Origin of the sequence: Nocardia cyriacigeorgica (assembly GCF_005863245.1) — a bacterium.
GTDB classification, from domain to species: domain Bacteria; phylum Actinomycetota; class Actinomycetes; order Mycobacteriales; family Mycobacteriaceae; genus Nocardia; species Nocardia cyriacigeorgica_C.
In genome coordinates, this window is record NZ_VBUT01000003.1 from 674,291 (window position 1) to 690,725 (window position 16,435).

15 protein-coding genes are annotated in these 16,435 nt (G+C 70.2%); 11 read left to right on the top strand and 4 right to left on the bottom strand.

Annotation, left to right across the window (positions count from 1 at the left end):
• Positions 1–80 precede the first annotated feature (80 nt).
• The 3 genes from coaBC to FEK34_RS30710 all read left to right on the top strand — a co-directional run bounded on the left by coaBC (position 81) and on the right by FEK34_RS30710 (position 5,548).
• Entirely contained in the window at positions 81–1,304 is a 1,224-nt protein-coding gene (coaBC, locus tag FEK34_RS09695; protein ID WP_138447457.1) for a bifunctional phosphopantothenoylcysteine decarboxylase/phosphopantothenate--cysteine ligase CoaBC, read from the top strand.
• 328 nt (positions 1,305–1,632) lie between these two features.
• On the top strand, positions 1,633–2,844 hold the full coding sequence (gene metK / locus FEK34_RS09700) for a methionine adenosyltransferase (protein ID WP_138447458.1): 1,212 nt from the start codon (positions 1,633–1,635) through the stop codon (positions 2,842–2,844).
• A 73-nt stretch (positions 2,845–2,917) separates the two neighbouring features.
• Entirely contained in the window at positions 2,918–5,548 is a 2,631-nt protein-coding gene (locus FEK34_RS30710) for a hypothetical protein (protein ID WP_432760941.1), read from the top strand.
• Between the two features lie 352 nt (positions 5,549–5,900).
• Here the strand turns inward: FEK34_RS30710 and FEK34_RS09715 are convergent, their stop codons facing one another.
• Complete coding sequence (locus tag FEK34_RS09715) at positions 5,901–6,749, bottom strand: NAD(P)H-binding protein (protein WP_249358910.1); 849 nt, start codon at positions 6,747–6,749, stop codon at positions 5,901–5,903.
• A 71-nt stretch (positions 6,750–6,820) separates the two neighbouring features.
• Here FEK34_RS09715 and FEK34_RS09720 point away from each other — a divergent pair, with 71 nt between their 5' ends.
• From FEK34_RS09720 to FEK34_RS09750, 7 genes are all read left to right on the top strand, one after another.
• Positions 6,821–7,399, top strand: a complete 579-nt coding sequence (locus FEK34_RS09720; RefSeq protein ID WP_138447459.1) for a TetR/AcrR family transcriptional regulator — start codon at positions 6,821–6,823, stop codon at positions 7,397–7,399.
• A gap of 146 nt (positions 7,400–7,545) precedes the next feature.
• Positions 7,546–8,205, top strand: coding sequence for a PadR family transcriptional regulator (locus FEK34_RS09725; protein ID WP_138447460.1), 660 nt, complete (start codon positions 7,546–7,548; stop codon positions 8,203–8,205).
• 95 nt (positions 8,206–8,300) lie between these two features.
• Entirely contained in the window at positions 8,301–9,293 is a 993-nt protein-coding gene (locus tag FEK34_RS09730) for an esterase/lipase family protein (RefSeq protein WP_138447461.1), read from the top strand.
• Between the two features lie 157 nt (positions 9,294–9,450).
• Entirely contained in the window at positions 9,451–9,993 is a 543-nt protein-coding gene (gene def / locus FEK34_RS09735) for a peptide deformylase (protein ID WP_138447462.1), read from the top strand.
• Positions 9,993–10,916, top strand: coding sequence for a methionyl-tRNA formyltransferase (fmt, locus tag FEK34_RS09740; RefSeq protein ID WP_138447463.1), 924 nt, complete (start codon positions 9,993–9,995; stop codon positions 10,914–10,916). Before def ends, fmt begins: the two co-directional genes overlap by 1 nt.
• An 863-nt stretch (positions 10,917–11,779) precedes the next feature.
• Entirely contained in the window at positions 11,780–13,186 is a 1,407-nt protein-coding gene (locus FEK34_RS09745) for an RsmB/NOP family class I SAM-dependent RNA methyltransferase (protein ID WP_138447590.1), read from the top strand.
• Between the two features lie 113 nt (positions 13,187–13,299).
• Positions 13,300–13,647 carry an MmcQ/YjbR family DNA-binding protein gene (locus FEK34_RS09750; protein WP_138447464.1) on the top strand — a complete coding sequence of 116 codons (348 nt, stop codon included), beginning with the start codon at positions 13,300–13,302 and terminating at the stop codon, positions 13,645–13,647.
• A 7-nt stretch (positions 13,648–13,654) separates the two neighbouring features.
• Here FEK34_RS09750 and FEK34_RS09755 read toward each other — a convergent pair whose 3' ends face one another.
• Positions 13,655–14,566, bottom strand: a complete 912-nt coding sequence (locus FEK34_RS09755) for an RNA polymerase sigma factor SigF (RefSeq protein WP_138447465.1) — start codon at positions 14,564–14,566, stop codon at positions 13,655–13,657.
• On the bottom strand, positions 14,566–14,988 hold the full coding sequence (locus FEK34_RS09760) for an ATP-binding protein (protein ID WP_138447466.1): 423 nt from the start codon (positions 14,986–14,988) through the stop codon (positions 14,566–14,568). Before FEK34_RS09760 ends, FEK34_RS09755 begins: the two co-directional genes overlap by 1 nt.
• A 128-nt stretch (positions 14,989–15,116) precedes the next feature.
• Between FEK34_RS09760 and rpe the strand changes: the two genes are divergently transcribed.
• Complete coding sequence (gene rpe, locus FEK34_RS09765) at positions 15,117–15,773, top strand: ribulose-phosphate 3-epimerase (RefSeq protein ID WP_138447591.1); 657 nt, start codon at positions 15,117–15,119, stop codon at positions 15,771–15,773.
• 12 nt (positions 15,774–15,785) lie between these two features.
• Here rpe and FEK34_RS09770 read toward each other — a convergent pair whose 3' ends face one another.
• Positions 15,786–16,256 (bottom strand): hypothetical protein, encoded by a 471-nt coding sequence (locus FEK34_RS09770; RefSeq protein ID WP_138447467.1) that lies wholly within the window; start codon positions 16,254–16,256, stop codon positions 15,786–15,788.
• Between the last annotated feature and the right edge of the window lie 179 nt (positions 16,257–16,435).

Genomic DNA, 16,435 nt, shown 5'->3' on the forward strand with positions numbered 1-16,435 from the left:
GTCCCGGTGAGACCGGTGCACGGCACCGCGGCTCGCCGGGCACATCGGGCGCTGGTGTCCCGCACAACACAGGAGGCGCAATGACCACACGGGTCGTTGTCGGGGTCGGCGGGGGCATCGCCGCCTACAAGGCGTGCGCGCTGGTGCGCCGCTTCACCGAAACCGGGCACGAGGTCCGGGTCATTCCCACCGAGTCCGCCCTGCAGTTCGTCGGCAAGGCCACCTTCGAGGCGCTCACCGGCAATCCCGTGAACACCGGGGTCTTCTCCGACGTGCCCGAAGTGCCGCATGTGCGCCTCGGCCAGGAAGCCGACCTCGTCGTCATCGCGCCCGCGACCGCCGATCTGATGGCGCGTGCCGCCACCGGCCGCGCCGACGATCTGCTCACCGCCACTCTGCTCACCGCGCGATGTCCCATCCTGTTCGCGCCCGCGATGCACACCGAGATGTGGGAGCATCCGGCCACCGTCGCCAACGTCGCCACCCTGCGCGCGCACGGCGCCAATGTGATGGAACCGGCCTCGGGCCGGCTCACCGGCACCGACACCGGTCCGGGACGTCTGCCCGAACCCGAGGAGATCTTCGGACTGGCCTCGCTGCTGCTCGAGCGCGCCGACGCCATTCCGCGTGACCTCGAGGGCCGCCGGGTGGTCATCACCGCTGGTGGCACCAGGGAACCGCTGGACCCGGTGCGTTTCCTGGGTAACCGCAGCTCCGGTAAGCAGGGTTACGCCCTGGCCCGGGTCGCGGCCCAGCGCGGCGCGCACGTCACGCTCATCGCGGGCAACACCATCGAGATGGCGGCACCCGCGGCCGTCGAACTGGTGCACATCACCACCGCCGAACAGCTCAAGACCGCGGTGGACAAGCACGCGGCCGGTGCGGACGCGGTGATCATGGCGGCGGCGGTGGCCGATTTCCGGCCCACCAACGTGGCCGCGGCCAAGATCAAGAAGGGTGCCGGCGAACCCGACACCATCGCCCTGACCAAGAACGACGACATTCTCGCCGGTCTGGTCCAGGCCCGCGCCGACGGACAGCTACCTGGGACCGCGATCGTCGGATTCGCCGCCGAAACCGGTGACGAACACGGCGACGTGCTCACCCACGCGCGCGCCAAACTGGCCCGCAAGGGGTGCGATCTGCTCGTCGTGAACGCGGTCGGTGAAGGCAAGGCGTTCGAAGTCGACACCAACGACGGCTGGCTGCTCGGCGCCGACGGCACCGAGCAGGCACTCGACCACGGATCCAAGGCGCTGCTGGCCAGCCGGGTGCTCGATGCGCTCGGGCCGCTGCTGAGCTGAGCGGCCCGCCCGGCCGCCGACCATGGGGTGCTGCGAGATGCATTGCGGGAGCGAGGTAATCGTGCCAACTGCATGCGCGACAGCCCGGCGGCAGCGTCTAATGGGAACGGGAAATCGAACGATGCCATCGCGAGCCGGGACCGCGGTCCGGGACGGCGGACCGGCGCGTCGGTGGTTTGGAATAGTCTGGGATCAGGGTTCGCGCCCGGCGTGGCACCGTTGCCGCCGCGACGAGCGATGTCGCCGACCGTAGGCATCGCACCAGCGGCAATGCGGCGCTAGGGTCGCAAACCGAGAAGAGCAACCCGTTGAGGGAGAGGGAACAACTGTGCGCACGACCGGCAGTCGGCTATTCACCAGTGAGTCCGTGACCGAGGGTCATCCGGACAAGATCTGTGACGCCATCAGCGATTCCATCCTCGACGCGTTGCTGGCGGAGGACCCGCGCAGCCGGGTGGCGGTGGAAACCCTGGTCACCACCGGCCAGGTGCATGTCGCCGGTGAGGTCACCACCGAGGCGTACGCGGACATTCCGCGCATCGTCCGGGAGAAGGTGCTCGAGATCGGATACGACTCCTCGGCAAAGGGTTTCGACGGAAACTCCTGCGGTGTCAACATCGCGATCGGCGCGCAGTCGCCGGACATCGCGCAGGGCGTGGACACCTCGCACGAGGCGCGCGTCGGCGGCTCCGACGACGAGATCGAACAGCAGGGCGCCGGTGATCAGGGCCTGATGTTCGGCTACGCCACCACCGACACCCCCGAGCTGATGCCGCTGCCGATCGCGCTGGCGCACCGGCTCTCGCGCAAGCTCACCGAGGTCCGCAAGTCGGGTGTGCTGCCCTACCTGCGGCCCGACGGCAAGACCCAGGTCACCATCGAATACGACGGTGACCGGCCCGTTCGGCTGGATACCGTCGTCATCTCCACTCAGCACGCCGCCGATATCGACCTGGACAACCTGCTCGCCCCCGATATCCGCGAGAAGGTCGTCGACGCGGTGCTGGCCGATCTGGCGCTGCCCAGCCTCGACGTGTCCGATGTGCGGCTGCTGGTCAACCCCACCGGCAAGTTCGTGCTCGGCGGCCCGATGGGTGACGCGGGCCTGACCGGCCGCAAGATCATCGTCGACACCTACGGCGGCATGGCCCGCCACGGTGGTGGCGCGTTCTCCGGTAAGGACCCGTCCAAGGTCGACCGCTCGGCCGCCTACGCGATGCGCTGGGTCGCCAAGAACGTCGTCGCAGCCGGGCTGTCGGACCGGGTGGAGGTGCAGGTCGCCTACGCCATCGGCAAGGCCGCTCCGGTCGGGTTGTTCGTGGAGACCTTCGGCACCGAGAAGGTGGATCCGGCGCGCATCGCCGGCGCCATCACCGAGGTGTTCGACCTGCGTCCTGGCGCGATCATCCGCGACCTGGACCTGCTGCGCCCGATCTACGCGCCGACCGCCGCGTACGGCCACTTCGGCCGCACCGACGTCGACCTGCCCTGGGAGCACACCGACCGCGCCGACAAGCTGCGCGCCGCCGCCGGCCTGTAGTTTCCGCGCCCGGGTGGACGAACTCGCGGCCGACCACACCCCCGGCGACGAACCGTCGCCGGGGGTGTCGGCTGTGTCGGGGCTGTCCACACCGTCCGAACCGGGCCTCGCGCTGCCGATCGCGCGGGTGCTCCCGCTGCTGACCCCGGCGCATCTGGACCGCGATTTCGACTATCTCGTTCCGCCCGAATTCGACGAGATCGCACAGCCGGGCGTGCGGGTGCGGGTCCGGTTCGCCGGGCGCCTGGTCGACGGTTATCTCCTCGACCGGCTCGCCGCCAGCGACCACACCGGCAAACTGGTGCCGCTGGATCGCGTGGTGTCCGCCGAACGCGTCCTCACCCCGGAAATCCTGCGCCTGGTCACCTCGGTGGCCGCCCGGTACGCCGGCAGCCGCGCCGACGTGCTGCGCCTGGCGATTCCGCCTCGGCACGCGCGCACCGAGAACGGGGGGACGGCACAGTCCAAGCCGGTCAAGGCAGCCCCGGTCACGAATAGCGCTGCGGGCGAAGACGATACGTCCGCCACCGCACCGGATATCGCGCCACCTGCGGGCGACTCTCGGACCGATGACGACATCCGTTCGGCGACATCGGGCACCGACGACGGCGGTGAACGGCAGCATGACCTCCGCGGCGATCGGGCCGTGGCAGCGCAGCATCCGACGCACAGTGCCCCCGGTAGCTCGACAACTTCGAAAACCTCGGAGACCGAGGCGATTCCAGTGGCGGCCGCGCACCATGCAGATCGCGGCCGGTCGCACGGTTCGAATGTGCCGGATGATCTCGATGTGTCGCGAGGGCCAGGTGAGCCTTCCGGTTCGAGTGAGCAGGATGTCCCCGATGCGGTGCCCGGGTCTCGCCGGTCGCGCGCTCCACACGAGCCCCCCAACTCCGACGCGTCGCAGGGGGCAGGTGTGCTGCCCGGTTCGAGTGAGCAGGATGCCTCGGATGCGGTGCCCGGGTCTCGCCGGCCGCGCGCTCCACACGAGCCCACCAACCCCGACGCGTCGAAGAGCCCGAGTGGCCGGCCCGCCGAAGCGACAGCGTCGCAAGCGGTGGCTACCCCCGCCGAGCTGCTGGACCGCGCCGGTGTCGATCTCGTGTCCTGGAACAGATACCTGCACGGTGCGAGCTTCCTCGAGGCACTGGCGGACGGCCGGGGCGTGCGGGCGGCGTGGCAGGCGTTGCCGGGGGAGCAGTGGGCGGTGCGGTTGGCCGAGCTCGCGGCGGTCGTGGTTGCCGGTGGGCGCAGTGCGGTGCTGATGGTGCCCGATCAGCGGGATCTGGATCGGGTGCTGGCCGAATGCCAGCGGTTGGTGGGGGACAAGGCGGTGGGGTTGTCGGCGGGGCTCGGGCCCGCGGCGCGGTATCGGCGCTGGCTGGCGGTGCTGCGCGGCACGGCGCGGGTGGTCGTCGGTACCCGCGCGGCGGTGTTCGCCCCCGCCCAGGACCTCGGCCTGATCGCCCTGTGGGATGACGGCGACGACACCTACGCCGAGCCGCGCGCGCCCTACCCGCATGCCAGGGAAGTGGCGATGCTGCGCGCCCACGAGACGGGTGCGGCCTTCGTGGCGGGCGGGTTCGCGCGGACCGCCGAGATCCAGGCGGTGGTCGACTCCGGCTGGGCCCACGATCTGGTTGCCGACCGGGCGACGCTGCGTTCGGCCATGCCACGGATCAGTGCGCCGGGCGACACCGATCTCGCCCTGGAACGCGACCCCGTCGCGCGGGCGGTGCGAATTCCGGGGGCTGCCTTCGCGGCGGCCAGGTCCGCGCTGAAGGAAGGCGCCGGGGTCCTGGTCCAGGTGCCGCGCCGGGGCTACGTCCCTGCCCTGGCGTGCGGGAAATGCCGAACGCCCGCGCGTTGCCGGCACTGCAATGGGCCGCTCGCGTTGCCCGAGCGCGGGCAAGCGGGCCCGGAATCGGCGGAGGTGGCGCACAGTCCCGCCTGCCGCTGGTGCGGCCGCACCGAAGCCGGTTTCCGTTGCGCGGCTTGCGGTTCGCGGGCGCTCCGGGCCGTGGTGATCGGAGCGACCCGCACCGCGGAAGAGCTAGGGCGGGCATTCCCGGGCGTCCCGATCCGCGGTTCCGGCGGCGGCGCCGTCCTCGACACCGTGGAACCCGGGCCGCAGGTGGTGGTCGCCACCGTCGGCGCCGAACCCGTGTTGCCCGGCGGCTACGGTGTCGCCCTGCTGCTCGACGGGTGGGCGCTGCTCGGCCGTGCCGACCTGCGTGCGGCCGAGGACGCCCTGCGCCGCTGGATGTGCGCCGCCGCCCTGGTCCGCGCCCACGGCCAGGTGCTCGTGATGGCCGAACCGTCCATCCCGACGGTGCAGGCTCTCATCCGCTGGGATCCGATCGGCCATGCTCGCGCCGAGGTCGACAGCCGCGCCGAGGTCGGCTTCCCGCCCGCGGTCCGCATGGCCGCCGTCGACGGCACCTCCGAGGCCATCACCGAACTCCTCGCCGCCGCAACGCTTCCCGAATCGGCCGACCTACTCGGCCCGGTGCCGCTGCCCCCCTTCGCGCGCAAGCCTTTCACCGGCGATTCCCCCGCCGAGGTCGAACGCATCCTGCTGCGCACGCCCCGCCGGGAGGCCACCGCGTTGTCGCGAGCCCTCACCGCAGCCCAAGCAGTCCGCAGCGCGCAGCGTTCCGACGCCCCGCTGCGCGTGCAGATCGACCCCGTCGACATCGGATGACGCTCGCCGCAGGGCTGCGGTAGGTCGGCCATCGTGCACCGAGGGCGCACGTGGCCTACCGCTCGCTGGCGGTGCAGACCGCTGTGTCGCCATCGGGTGATCCTCTGCGTCGCGGTGCAGGCTGTGTGTCCTGCGCCGAGGCCGCAATTCGCGGACAGCTCGCTGGATGTGCAGGACGCCGGCGGCGGCATCGAGCGATCGCCGGACGTGGCAGGCTGTGCCACCTGCACCGTGTCCGTGCCGGCGAGGGCCGTTTCGCCGGACGCCGGACCGGCACCTTCGGCATCGGATGCCATGGGCCGATCGTTGACGACGTAGCCCGGCCTGAACCCGACCTCCGAGGCGGCCTTGCTCAGTGGAACGCGGCGATATGTGCTCGCGCCCAGTCCGCGAACGGCCGGGCCGGACGCCCGAGCACCGTTTCCACGTCGGTGCTGATCCGGCGCTCCTCCTCGGTCGGCGCGCCGAGGATGTCGAGGGTGGTCTCGACCACCGGTTCGGGCATGAAGGCCAGCATCTGCTCCCGCGCCTGCGCCCGCGTCTGTTCGACGAACCGGACCGGCTCGCCGAGGGCCGAACCCAGCGCTTCGGCCCGCTGTCGCGGCGTGCTCAGCTCGGGTCCGGTGAGGGTGTAGACCTGGCCGGCGTGCCCGTCGGACCGAAGGGCGGCCGCGGCGACGCCGGCGATATCGCGGGGGTCGACGATCGGCAGCCCGACATCACCGAACGGCGCTGCCACCGTCCGGGCCTCGCGTACCGAGGGCACCCAGGCGAAAGCGTTCGAGTGGAAAGCGCCCGGCCGCAGGATGGTCCAGTCGAGTCCCGATTGCCGCACGGCCGCGTCGAATGCGCGTGCGGTGCTGCCGTGCGACACCGAGTCCGGCCGGGTGACCACACCCTGCGACGACAGCAGCACCACGCGACGGACACCGCCGGCCTTGGCCACATCGAGGATGTCCGCCGGGCGCATCAGGTGCGCGCTCATGCCGGTGTCGTGCAGGAACAGGGCCTCGGCGCCATCGAGGATCGGTCGCAGGCTCTCCGGATCGGTGACGTCCGCCTGCTGGGCGCGCACTCCCTGCAGCACCCTGCCGGGCTCGATTGTGCGCGATACGGCCGTCACGTTCGCGCCGGCTGCCGCCAGGGCGCCGACCAGCGGGGTGCCGACATTTCCGGTTGCACCGGTTACCACGATCATCATGAAGTCCTTAGTTAGTTGGCTGACTAAGTCAACGTAGCCGATGTGCCCCACGCTTGTCTACAGTTAGTTGTATGACTGACTCACAGGCTGCGGTGAAGGCAGGAAAACGGGAGCGTTTGGTGGACGCCGCCGTTCAGGTCTTCTACGAACGTGGCGTGGAAAAGACCACCATCGCCGATATCGCCAAGACGGCCGAAGTGCCGGTCGGCAATGTCTACTACTACTTCAAGACCAAGGATCAGTTGATCGAGGCCGCGGTCGAGGCGCATCGGCGCAGGTTGGGGCACCTGCTCGAGGAGCTCGATGGCCTCGGCACGCCGCGCGAGCGGCTGCGCGCGCTGATCGCGGGCTGGGTCGACCTGCGCGATCAGGCGGCGCAGTTCGGCTGCCCGTTCGGCACGCTCGCCTCCGAAATGGATAAGCGGCCCGAGGTGCTGGACGCGGAGGTCGCCGACACCATGCGAGTGCTGGTGGACTGGGCGCGCAGGCAGTTCGAGGAGATGGGTCGCGCGGATGCGGCCGAACTCGGCGTCGCGTTGATTGCCGCGTATCAGGGTATTTCGTTGCTCACCAACACCTTTCGTGATCCGAGCCTGATGGAGGCGGAGGGGGAGCGGCTGGGGCGCTGGATCGATTCGCTGGCCGCCTGACCCCTGATCGAGCGCTGGCCTGCCATCCGGCCGCGGGGTGGCAGGCCGGCGGTGTGCGGCGGATCGCAGATCGAGGGTTGTCGCAAATAGATTGCCGATATATCGTTGATAGTGTTCAACAACATCGGAGTCTGAGGAGGCTCGACATGGAAAACGCAGAAAAGCACCGCGGGCATGGCCGTCACGGCGGCAGGCAACGACCCGGATTCGATGAGTGCGGGCCGCACCGCGGACAGTTCCGTCGCGGCGGACGGCACGGCTGGGGTCCGGAATTCGGCCCGGGCTTCGGCCCCGGTTTCGGGCCGGGCTTCGGCCCTGGTTTCGGCCGCGGACGTGGTCGCGGCGGCCGCGGCAGGCGCGGTGACGTCCGCGCCGCCATCCTGCTGCTGCTGACCGAACGCCCCATGCACGGTTACGAACTCATCCAGCAGATCCGCGAACGCAGCGACGATCTGTGGCGGCCGAGCCCGGGATCCATCTACCCCGCGCTGGCGCAGCTGGAAGACGAAGGTCTGGTGCTCATCGAGAAGGTCGCCGGTCGCAAGACCGCGAAGCTGACCGAATCCGGCACCACCTACGTCGAGGAGCATCGCGAGGAGCTCGGCGACCCGTGGGCCGACGTCAAACAGGACGTGGGAGCGCAGGCGATCGACCTGCGCGCGCTCGTCGGCCAGCTCATGGGCGCGGTCGCCCAGGTGGCCGCGGCCGGTACGCCGGAGCAGGCGGCCAAGGCCGCCGAGGTGCTCACCGAAGCCCGCCGGTCGCTCTATCGCATCCTGGCCGACGACGAGAGCCCCGAAAAGTAACGGGGTGGTGAATACCCCGGCCAGGGCGCGCTTTTCGCGCGGATCGGGTAGATCATTGTGATATGGAACAAACATGCGGTTTGTGGGGTCGGGGAATGTCACAACGGGGTCGCGCCGCGCTCGCGGGCCTCGCGGCGGCCGTCGTGCTCATCGGTTCGGCAACGGCGCTGTCCGGGTCGGCAGGGGCCCAGCCGCCCGGATATCGACCGCCGCTGGTACCGACCGCGTCGGCGCCGCCGCAACCGGACCATCTGGCCGCCGCGCTGTACATGAAATCGCATCCGGACGCCGTGCCGGAGGGGACCAATGATTTCGGCTGCACCCCGTCGGCCGCCCATCCGCGCCCGGTCATCCTGGCCCACGGTACCGACGCCAGCGCGTACTCCGACTGGTCGGCCATCGCGCCGCTGCTGGCATCCGAAGGGTACTGCGTCTTCGCGCTCAACTACGGCGGCAAGCCGGGGGCGGTGAGCTTCGGCACCGAGGACCTGCGGCTGAGCGCGCACCAGATCGGTGGCTTCGTCGATCAGGTGCTCGCCGCGACCGGCGCCGAGAAGGTCGATCTGGTCGGTTTTTCGCAGGGTGCCAACGTCACCCGCTACTACATCAACAAGCTCGGCGGAGCCCCGAATGTCGGTCGCTGGGTCGGGCTGGCCTCGCCCAGCTACGGCGGGGTGATGTACGGGCTGGTGCCGATCGCGCAAGCCATCCCCGGCGTGCTGGAGGCATTCGCGCAGGTCACCTCGCTGGCCGCGGTGCAGCAGGCGCAGGGTTCGCCGGTCATGCTGGAACTGAACGCCGGCGGCGACACCGTGCCCGGCGTGCACTATGTGACCATCGGCAGCCGCGTCGACGAGATGATCCAGCCGTTCGAGAACATCGCGCTGCACGGTCCCGGCGCGGAGAACGTCGTGATCCAGGATCGCTGCCCGGCCAATCTGACCGGACATTTCCACATGGTGTACGACCCGTTCGTGATGCAGCTGTTGCTGGAAGCTCTCGATCCGGCCACGGCGCCCACCCCGGTGTGCGAACCGGTGCAGCTGGGCACCGGCATCCCGCAGGTCGTCATCGGGGGCAATATCTGAGCCGAGCCGGGGACGGCCGGACGGAGGGCTCGACACCCCGCCCGGACCGCACCGGATTTGTACCAGCAATCGGTCGCGGGATCCGGGATCTCCGGCCGGTCCGGCGTGCTCTCTAGAATGGGGCGACCGACTTTCCTCCGTACTCCCGGGAGCCGCCGTGACCATTCAGCCCGTTCGCCTGTTCGGCGACCCCATCCTGCGAGCCCGCGCGGCGGAGGTCACCGAATTCGATCGTGAGCTGCGGCAGCTGGTCACCGACCTGACCGAGACCATGCACGACGACGGCGGAGTCGGCATGGCCGCCCCGCAGATCGGGGTCGGGTTGCGGGTCTTCGTCTACGACACCGGCGACGCCGCCGGTCACCTGGTCAATCCCAGCTGGACGGTGCTCGGCGACGACGAGCAGATCGGGCCGGAAGGCTGCCTGTCGATCCCCGGCCTGCGCTACGACACTCGCCGGGCGCTGCGAGTACGGGCCACCGGCGTGGATATGACCGGCGCGCCGGTCGAGTTCGACGCCGAGGGGCTGCTTGCGCGCTGTGTGCAGCATGAGACCGATCACCTCGACGGCGTGCTGTTCATCGACCGGCTCGAGCCCGCCGACCGCAAGGACGCGATGCGCTCGATCCGGGAATCGGACTGGTTCGCCGCCGGAATCACCGTGCGCCCCAGCCGGTCGGTCGCCGAGCGGAGTCGCTGATGCGGATCGTGTTCGCGGGCACACCCGAACCCGCGGTGCCGTCGCTGCGGCAGTTCATCGACTCTCCACGTCATGAGGTGGTCGCGGTGATCACCCGCCCTGACGCCGTCGCCGGCCGCGGCCGCAAGGTCACCCGGTCGCCGGTCGGCAAGCTGGCCGACGAACACGGCATCCCGGTGCTGACCCCCGCGCGCCCTTCCGATCCCGAATTCGTCGCTCAGCTCACCGAATTGGCGCCCGACTGCTGCCCGGTGGTCGCTTACGGCGCGCTGCTACCGCAGCAGGTGCTCGACATTCCGCGCTTCGGCTGGATCAACCTGCACTTCTCGCTGCTGCCCGCCTGGCGGGGTGCGGCGCCGGTGCAGGCGGCCATCGACGCGGGCGACGAATTCACCGGCGCCTCCACCTTCCAGATCGAGGCCGGACTCGACACCGGGCCGGTCTTCGGCGTGGTGACCGAACGCATCGCCGTCACCGACACCGCGGGCGAGCTGCTGGACCGGCTCGCCGACAGCGGTGCGGTCCTGTTGGAGAAGACTCTCGACGGCGTGGAAGATGGGACCCTGCAAGCGGTTCCGCAGCCCACCGAGGGAGTGTCCTACGCGCCGAAACTATCGGTGGAGGCGGCGCGGGTCCGCTGGGATCAGCCCGCCCTCGCCATCAGCCGCCGCATCCGCGCCGTCACCCCCGCCCCCGGCGCCTGGACTGTTGTCGCCGGCAACCGGCTCAAGCTCGGCCCGGTCGAATTGGTGGAAGACGAACTGCCGGAGCGGCACATCGAGATCCGCAAAACCGGCGTCTACGTCGGCACCGCGACGACCGCGGTCCGCCTGAATCAGGTTCAGCCACAAGGCAAACGCATGATGGCAGCCCTCGACTGGGCGCGCGGCGCCCGCCTCGAGCCGGGCGCGGTGGTCGAATGAACGACAACGATCGCGACCGTTCCGGCGGCGACGAGCGTCGCCGCGACAAGCCGGCAGGACGTCGCGGAGGCCGGGACGAACGGCCAGCGAAGCCTTGGGATTCCGCTCGGGGTTCGGCCGAGCGCCGCAACGGTGAAGCGCGGCCGGCGACGGGGAACCGGGGTGCGTCGAGCCGTGGTGGACGTGGAGCGCCACAGTCCGGTGAGCGATTCCCTGACCGCAGGGGCCCGGGGAGCCCGGGCTCCGGTCGGGGCGCGTCGCCGGCGCGTGACCGTTCCGGCGAGTACCGAGGTGACGACAGCTCGAGTCAGGGCCGCGGCGCATCGCGATCCGGGGACCGCTCAGGTGACCGGCGTGGTTCGGGGGGCACGGGTGGCGAGCGGAGCGCCTCGCGGGCCAGAGAACCTTTCGGTGAACGTGGTACTCGCGGACCGAGTGGAGGATCGCCGGCGGGCGGTCGTCCGGGTGACCGGAGTGGTTCGGGCGGCGAGCGCGGTTCATCGCAGGCGGCGGAACGTTTCGGTGACCGTGGTTCTCGTGGAGGGTCGCAAGCGGGCGAGCGTACCGGTGATCGGCGTGGTTCCGGTGAGGGTGGGCGCGGATCGCAGGCGGGTGACCGCCGTGGTTCGGGCGGCTCGGGTGGCGAGCGGGGTCCGTCGCGGGGCGGGGAACGTTTCGGCGACCGTGGTTCTCGTGGGTCGAGTGGAGGATCGCAGGCCGGTGTGCACCGTGGACCGGGCGGTCCGGGTCGTGGTGGTGCACCAGGTGGGTCCGGTAGTGGGTCGGGGGCGGGTGAGCGGTCCGGTGACCGCCGCGCTTCCGGCAGCTCTGGTCGCGGGCGCGGTGCACCGCAGGCCGGTTCGATCGACCGCCGAAGCGGTGGTGGCTCGCGGGGCTCGACTGGTGGACGCACGCAGGATCGCGGTGGACGGCGGCCGTCGGTCGATCCGGCGCGGGAGGTCGCGCTGGAGACCTTGCGTGCGGTGCGGGAACGCGACGCCTACGCGAACCTTGTACTGCCCGGGCTGTTGCGCGAACGCAGGCTCGAGGGCCGGGATGCGGCGCTGGCTACCGAACTCGGGTACGGCGCGTGCCGTGCGCAGGGTGTGCTGGATGCGGTGATCGCCGAATGCGCGGGACGCGAGGTGGCCGATATCGACGGTCCGCTGCTCGACATCCTGCGGCTCGGCGTCTACCAGTTGCTGCGCACCCGCATCGGCGCACACGCCGCGGTGGATACCTCGGTGGCGCTGGCGCGAGCCGAATTCGGCGCGGGCAAAGCCGGTTTCGTCAATGCGGTGCTGCGACGAGCAGGGGAGCGGGACACCGCCGCATGGATCGAGCTGCTCGCCCCGCGCGACCCGATCGGCCATCTGGCGTTCGAATACGCGCATCCGACGTGGATCGCGCAGGCCTTCGCCGACGCGCTCGGCGCCGCCGCGGCCGAACTCGGTGACGCCCTCGCCGCGGACGACGCCCGCCCCGCAGTGCATCTGGTGGCCAGGCCCGGCGATATCACCGCCGAGGAACTGGCCCTGGTCACCGGCGGGGAGGAGGGCCGCTGGTCGCCATACGCGGTGTACCTGGAGGGCGGTGATCCCGGCAAGCTGGAGCCGGTGCGCGAAGGCATGGCCGCCGTGCAGGACGAGGGCAGCCAGCTGGTCGCGCTCGCCCTCACCCGCGCCGCGCTCGACGGTCCCGACAACGGCCGCTGGCTCGACCTGTGCGCGGGCCCCGGCGGTAAAGCGGCACTGCTCGGCGCTCTCGCCGCCATCGACGGATTCCAGGTGGACGCGGTGGAGCCGGCCGAACACCGCGCCGAACTCGTCCGCAAGGCCACCGCCGACCTCCCGGTTCGGGTGCACGTGGCCGACGGCCGCGACAGCGGGCTGACTCCGGGATACGACCGCATCCTGGTCGACGCGCCCTGCACCGGCCTGGGTGCCCTGCGCCGCCGCCCGGAAGCGCGCTGGCGCCGCACCCCCGCCGACGTCGCCGAACTGGTCGTCCTGCAACGCGAACTGCTGGCCGCCGCCTGGGAGCTGCTGCGCCCCGGCGGTGTGGTGGTCTATTCGACTTGCTCACCGCACCTGCCGGAAACCGTGGCGGTGGTGGCCGACGCCGTCCGCCGCACCGGCGCCATCCAGCTCGACACCCGCGAACTGGTCCCCGGCGTCCCCGACCTCGGCCCCGGCCCCGGCGCCCAACTCTGGCCGCACCGCCACGGCACCGACGCGATGTTCCTGGCGGCGCTCCAGAAACCGCGGTAGGAGGGGTTCGCACCCGGGCTCGGGTGGGCGCCGTCGGCGAGGACAGCGCCACCCGCCGCTGCGTGCGACATTCGTCCAAGCCGCACGACCACCCCGGGCGCACACTGAACGGTATGGCGATCGATTGGGCGGGTGTGGTGGCGTTGGCGACGCAGCTACCGGGGGTCGAGGAGTCGACCTGGTGGCGTGGGCCCGCGTTGAAGGTGGGTAAGAAGAGTTTCGCGCGGTTGCGGGTGGAAGCCGAGGGCGGGCTGGTGCTGTTGTGTCATCCCGAGGAGAAGGAAGCCTTGCTGGCCTCGGGTGATCCCGCGTACTACACCACCCCGCATTACGACGGCTATCCCTACATCCTTATCGACCTCGACCGCGTCGACCTCGATCAGCTGCGGGAACTGCTGGACGCGGCCTGGTGGCTGTCGGCGCCGGCGAAGATGCGCAAGGAACGCCAACGCACCGGCTGACCGGCACCTATTCCCGCGAGGACTGCTCGCGCAGCCGGGCAAGGGTTTTCGCCAGGATGCGCGAGACGTGCATCTGCGAGATCCCCATCTGCTGCGCGATCTGGGTCTGGGTCATGGATTCGAAGAACCGCATGGTGAGGATGCGGCGCTCGCGTTCGGGCAGCCCGTCCAGCAGCGGGCGGATGGCGACGTATTCCTCCACCCGGTCGAACTGGGATTCCTCTTCGCCGAGGGTGTCGAGCAGCGAGGCGTCGGTATCGCGTCCGGCCGAGGCGGCGTCGATGGAGGTGGGCTGGTAGGCGTTGCCCGCGATGACGGCCTGGGTGACCTCGTCGGGGTCGACGTCGAGTTCGGCGGCGATCTCCTTGGCGGTGGGGGAGCGGCCCAGCGTCTGGGAGAGCGAGTCGACCGCGGCGCCGATGCGCAGGTGGGTTTCCTTGACCCGTCGCGGCACCCGCATCGCCCAGGTGTTGTCGCGGAAGTAGCGGCGGACCTCGCCCATGATGGTGGGCACGGCGAAGGACAGGAAGTTCGAGCCGCGTTCGACGTCGAACCGGTCGACGGCGTGCACCAGCCCGACGCGCGCGACCTGGGTGAGGTCGTCGAACGGTTCACCGCGTCCGCTGAACTTGCGGGCGATGTGGTCGGCGAGCGGGATGCACCGGTTGATCAGTTCGTCGCGCAGCGTGGTGTAGGCGTCGGTACCGGATTCGGTGGCGGCCAACCGGGTGAACAGCGCCGCGACGTCGTCGTAGCCGGATACCTGGCTCGCAGTTTCGATCGTTTCCTCGGCGTCGTCGGTGGGCTGCTCGGCGTCGTCGGGGGTCTGGTCGGTGGTGCCGGTGGGTTCGGGCTGGTCGGTCGTCTCGGGAGCACCGTCGTTGTCTGCGGGGTCGAGCACGGTGTCCTCGTCGCGCACTACGCCTTCCCCCGGACGCGACGGAATTCGACCGTCGTGGGGTACCCGGAGACGGCCGGATCGAAGGGCTCCTGGGTGGCTTCCACCGAATCGGTGAGGGTGCGCAGCACATGCCAGCCGAAGCTGCGCTGGTCGGGCAGGCCTTCTTCGGCGGCGACACCGGAGACCCGCACCTGCAGTTCGAGGTCGCCCACGGTGAATCGGCAGTGCAGGCTGCTCTCGGGTGCGGCGACCGCGATCAGGGTCGAGCACACCTCGTCCACGGCCAGCCGGATGTCGGCCACTTCGTCCAGGGTGAAATCACTGAGCAGGACCAGTGTTTCGGCGAGCCCGCGCACGATCGGCAACTGACTGACCGATGCAGCGACCCGAATCTCCACCGGGGTGCTGTAGAGCCCCTGTTCCGCCGAAATGTTGATCACGCCATGAGGCTACCCACTCCGGGCCGCGGCAACCCAACCGCGGCTGTGACCCGCCCCGCAGTCGCGGCGCCCGCCGGTTAAACTCCCGCCTTGTGTCCACGCCGACGTTCTCCCGCCCCGAGTCCCCGATGATCGCTCCGTCGATCCTGTCCGCCGATTTCGCTCATCTCGCGGACGAGGCGAATGCCGTGTCCACTGCCGATTGGTTGCATGTCGATGTGATGGATGCGCATTTCGTGCCGAATCTGACCCTGGGGTTGCCGGTGGTGGAGAGCCTGTTGAAGGCCACCGACATTCCGCTGGACTGCCATCTGATGATCGAGGATCCGGGCCGGTGGGCGCCGCCGTATGCCGAGGCGGGCGCGTACAACGTGACCTTCCACGCGGAGGCCACCGATGATCCGGTGGCGGTGGCGCGCGATATCCGGGCGGCGGGGGCGAAGGCGGGGCTGTCGGTGAAGCCGAATACCCCGATCGAGCCGTATCTGGAGATCCTGCGTGATTTCGACACGCTGCTGGTGATGAGCGTGGAGCCCGGTTTCGGCGGGCAGTCGTTCATTCCGCATGTGCTGGACAAGGCCCGCACGGTGCGCCGTCTGGTGGATTCGGGTGAGTTGCGGCTGGTGGTGGAGATCGATGGCGGTATCAATGCCGACACCATCGAGCAGGCCGCCGCGGCGGGTATCGATTGTTTCGTCGCGGGTTCGGCGGTCTACAACACCGCTGATCCCGGCGCCACCGTGGAGACGCTGCGCAGGCAGGCCGCCACGGTGTGGGCGCGCTGAACGGGTTGCTGTTTATCCCCGGCTGATGGTGCGGGTGCCGAGTGCCCGGGTGGCTTCGATGACGGCGCTTTGCGGTGGCCGGTCGGTGCCGCTTTCGGGGGCCTGCACCCAGCTGCGGTAGCCGGTGCGTTCGTCGTCGGGGGAGGGCAGCACGATGTGGCTGCCCGCGCTGGCGACGGTGGCGTAGAGGCGGAAGAGTTCGGCTGATTCGGCGGCGCTGAGGCTGTCGGGCCGGGTGGGTCCGGTGAGGAAGGTCCAGCGTCGGGCGCGTGGGTGGGCGACGACGGGGCCCGCGATGCCTGCCAGGCGCAGCCGTTGCTGTACTTGTTCGCCGAGTTCGGCGGGCATGGTGATGGCGCCGTAGCGGGCGCCCATTTTCAGGAGTATGCGTCGTGAGGTGGGGTCGATGACGGCTGGGAACTGGAATTCGCGCCGATAGCTGACGCAGCGGTTTTCCAGTGTGAAATCGACGAGCGTGGTCACGCCGCACCCCCGGTGGTGTGGTTTTCGCTGGTGGATGTGTGCTGATCGACGGGTTCGGTGTCCGCGTCGATCTCGATTCTGTCCACGGTGATCTTTCGGCTTCCTCGAGTGGTGGATATGCCTTGTTGTGTGGTGGCGCCGCCGCGCGATCGGCCTCGTGGCGTCGTCGGCCGGGCGCA

Bases quoted from the DNA above. Each gene is read 5' to 3' on its own strand.
- rpe (WP_138447591.1), top strand. From the start codon at position 15,117: ATGATCGCTCCGTCGATCCTGTCCGCCGATTTCGCTCATCTCGCGGAC.
- fmt (WP_138447463.1), top strand. From the start codon at position 9,993: ATGCGGATCGTGTTCGCGGGCACACCCGAACCCGCGGTGCCGTCGCTG.
- FEK34_RS09750 (WP_138447464.1), top strand. From the start codon at position 13,300: ATGGCGATCGATTGGGCGGGTGTGGTGGCGTTGGCGACGCAGCTACCG.
- FEK34_RS09720 (WP_138447459.1), top strand. From the start codon at position 6,821: ATGACTGACTCACAGGCTGCGGTGAAGGCAGGAAAACGGGAGCGTTTG.
- coaBC (WP_138447457.1), top strand. From the start codon at position 81: ATGACCACACGGGTCGTTGTCGGGGTCGGCGGGGGCATCGCCGCCTAC.
- FEK34_RS09725 (WP_138447460.1), top strand. From the start codon at position 7,546: ATGGAAAACGCAGAAAAGCACCGCGGGCATGGCCGTCACGGCGGCAGG.
- FEK34_RS09715 (WP_249358910.1), bottom strand. From the start codon at position 6,749: ATGATGATCGTGGTAACCGGTGCAACCGGAAATGTCGGCACCCCGCTG.
- FEK34_RS09730 (WP_138447461.1), top strand. From the start codon at position 8,301: ATGTCACAACGGGGTCGCGCCGCGCTCGCGGGCCTCGCGGCGGCCGTC.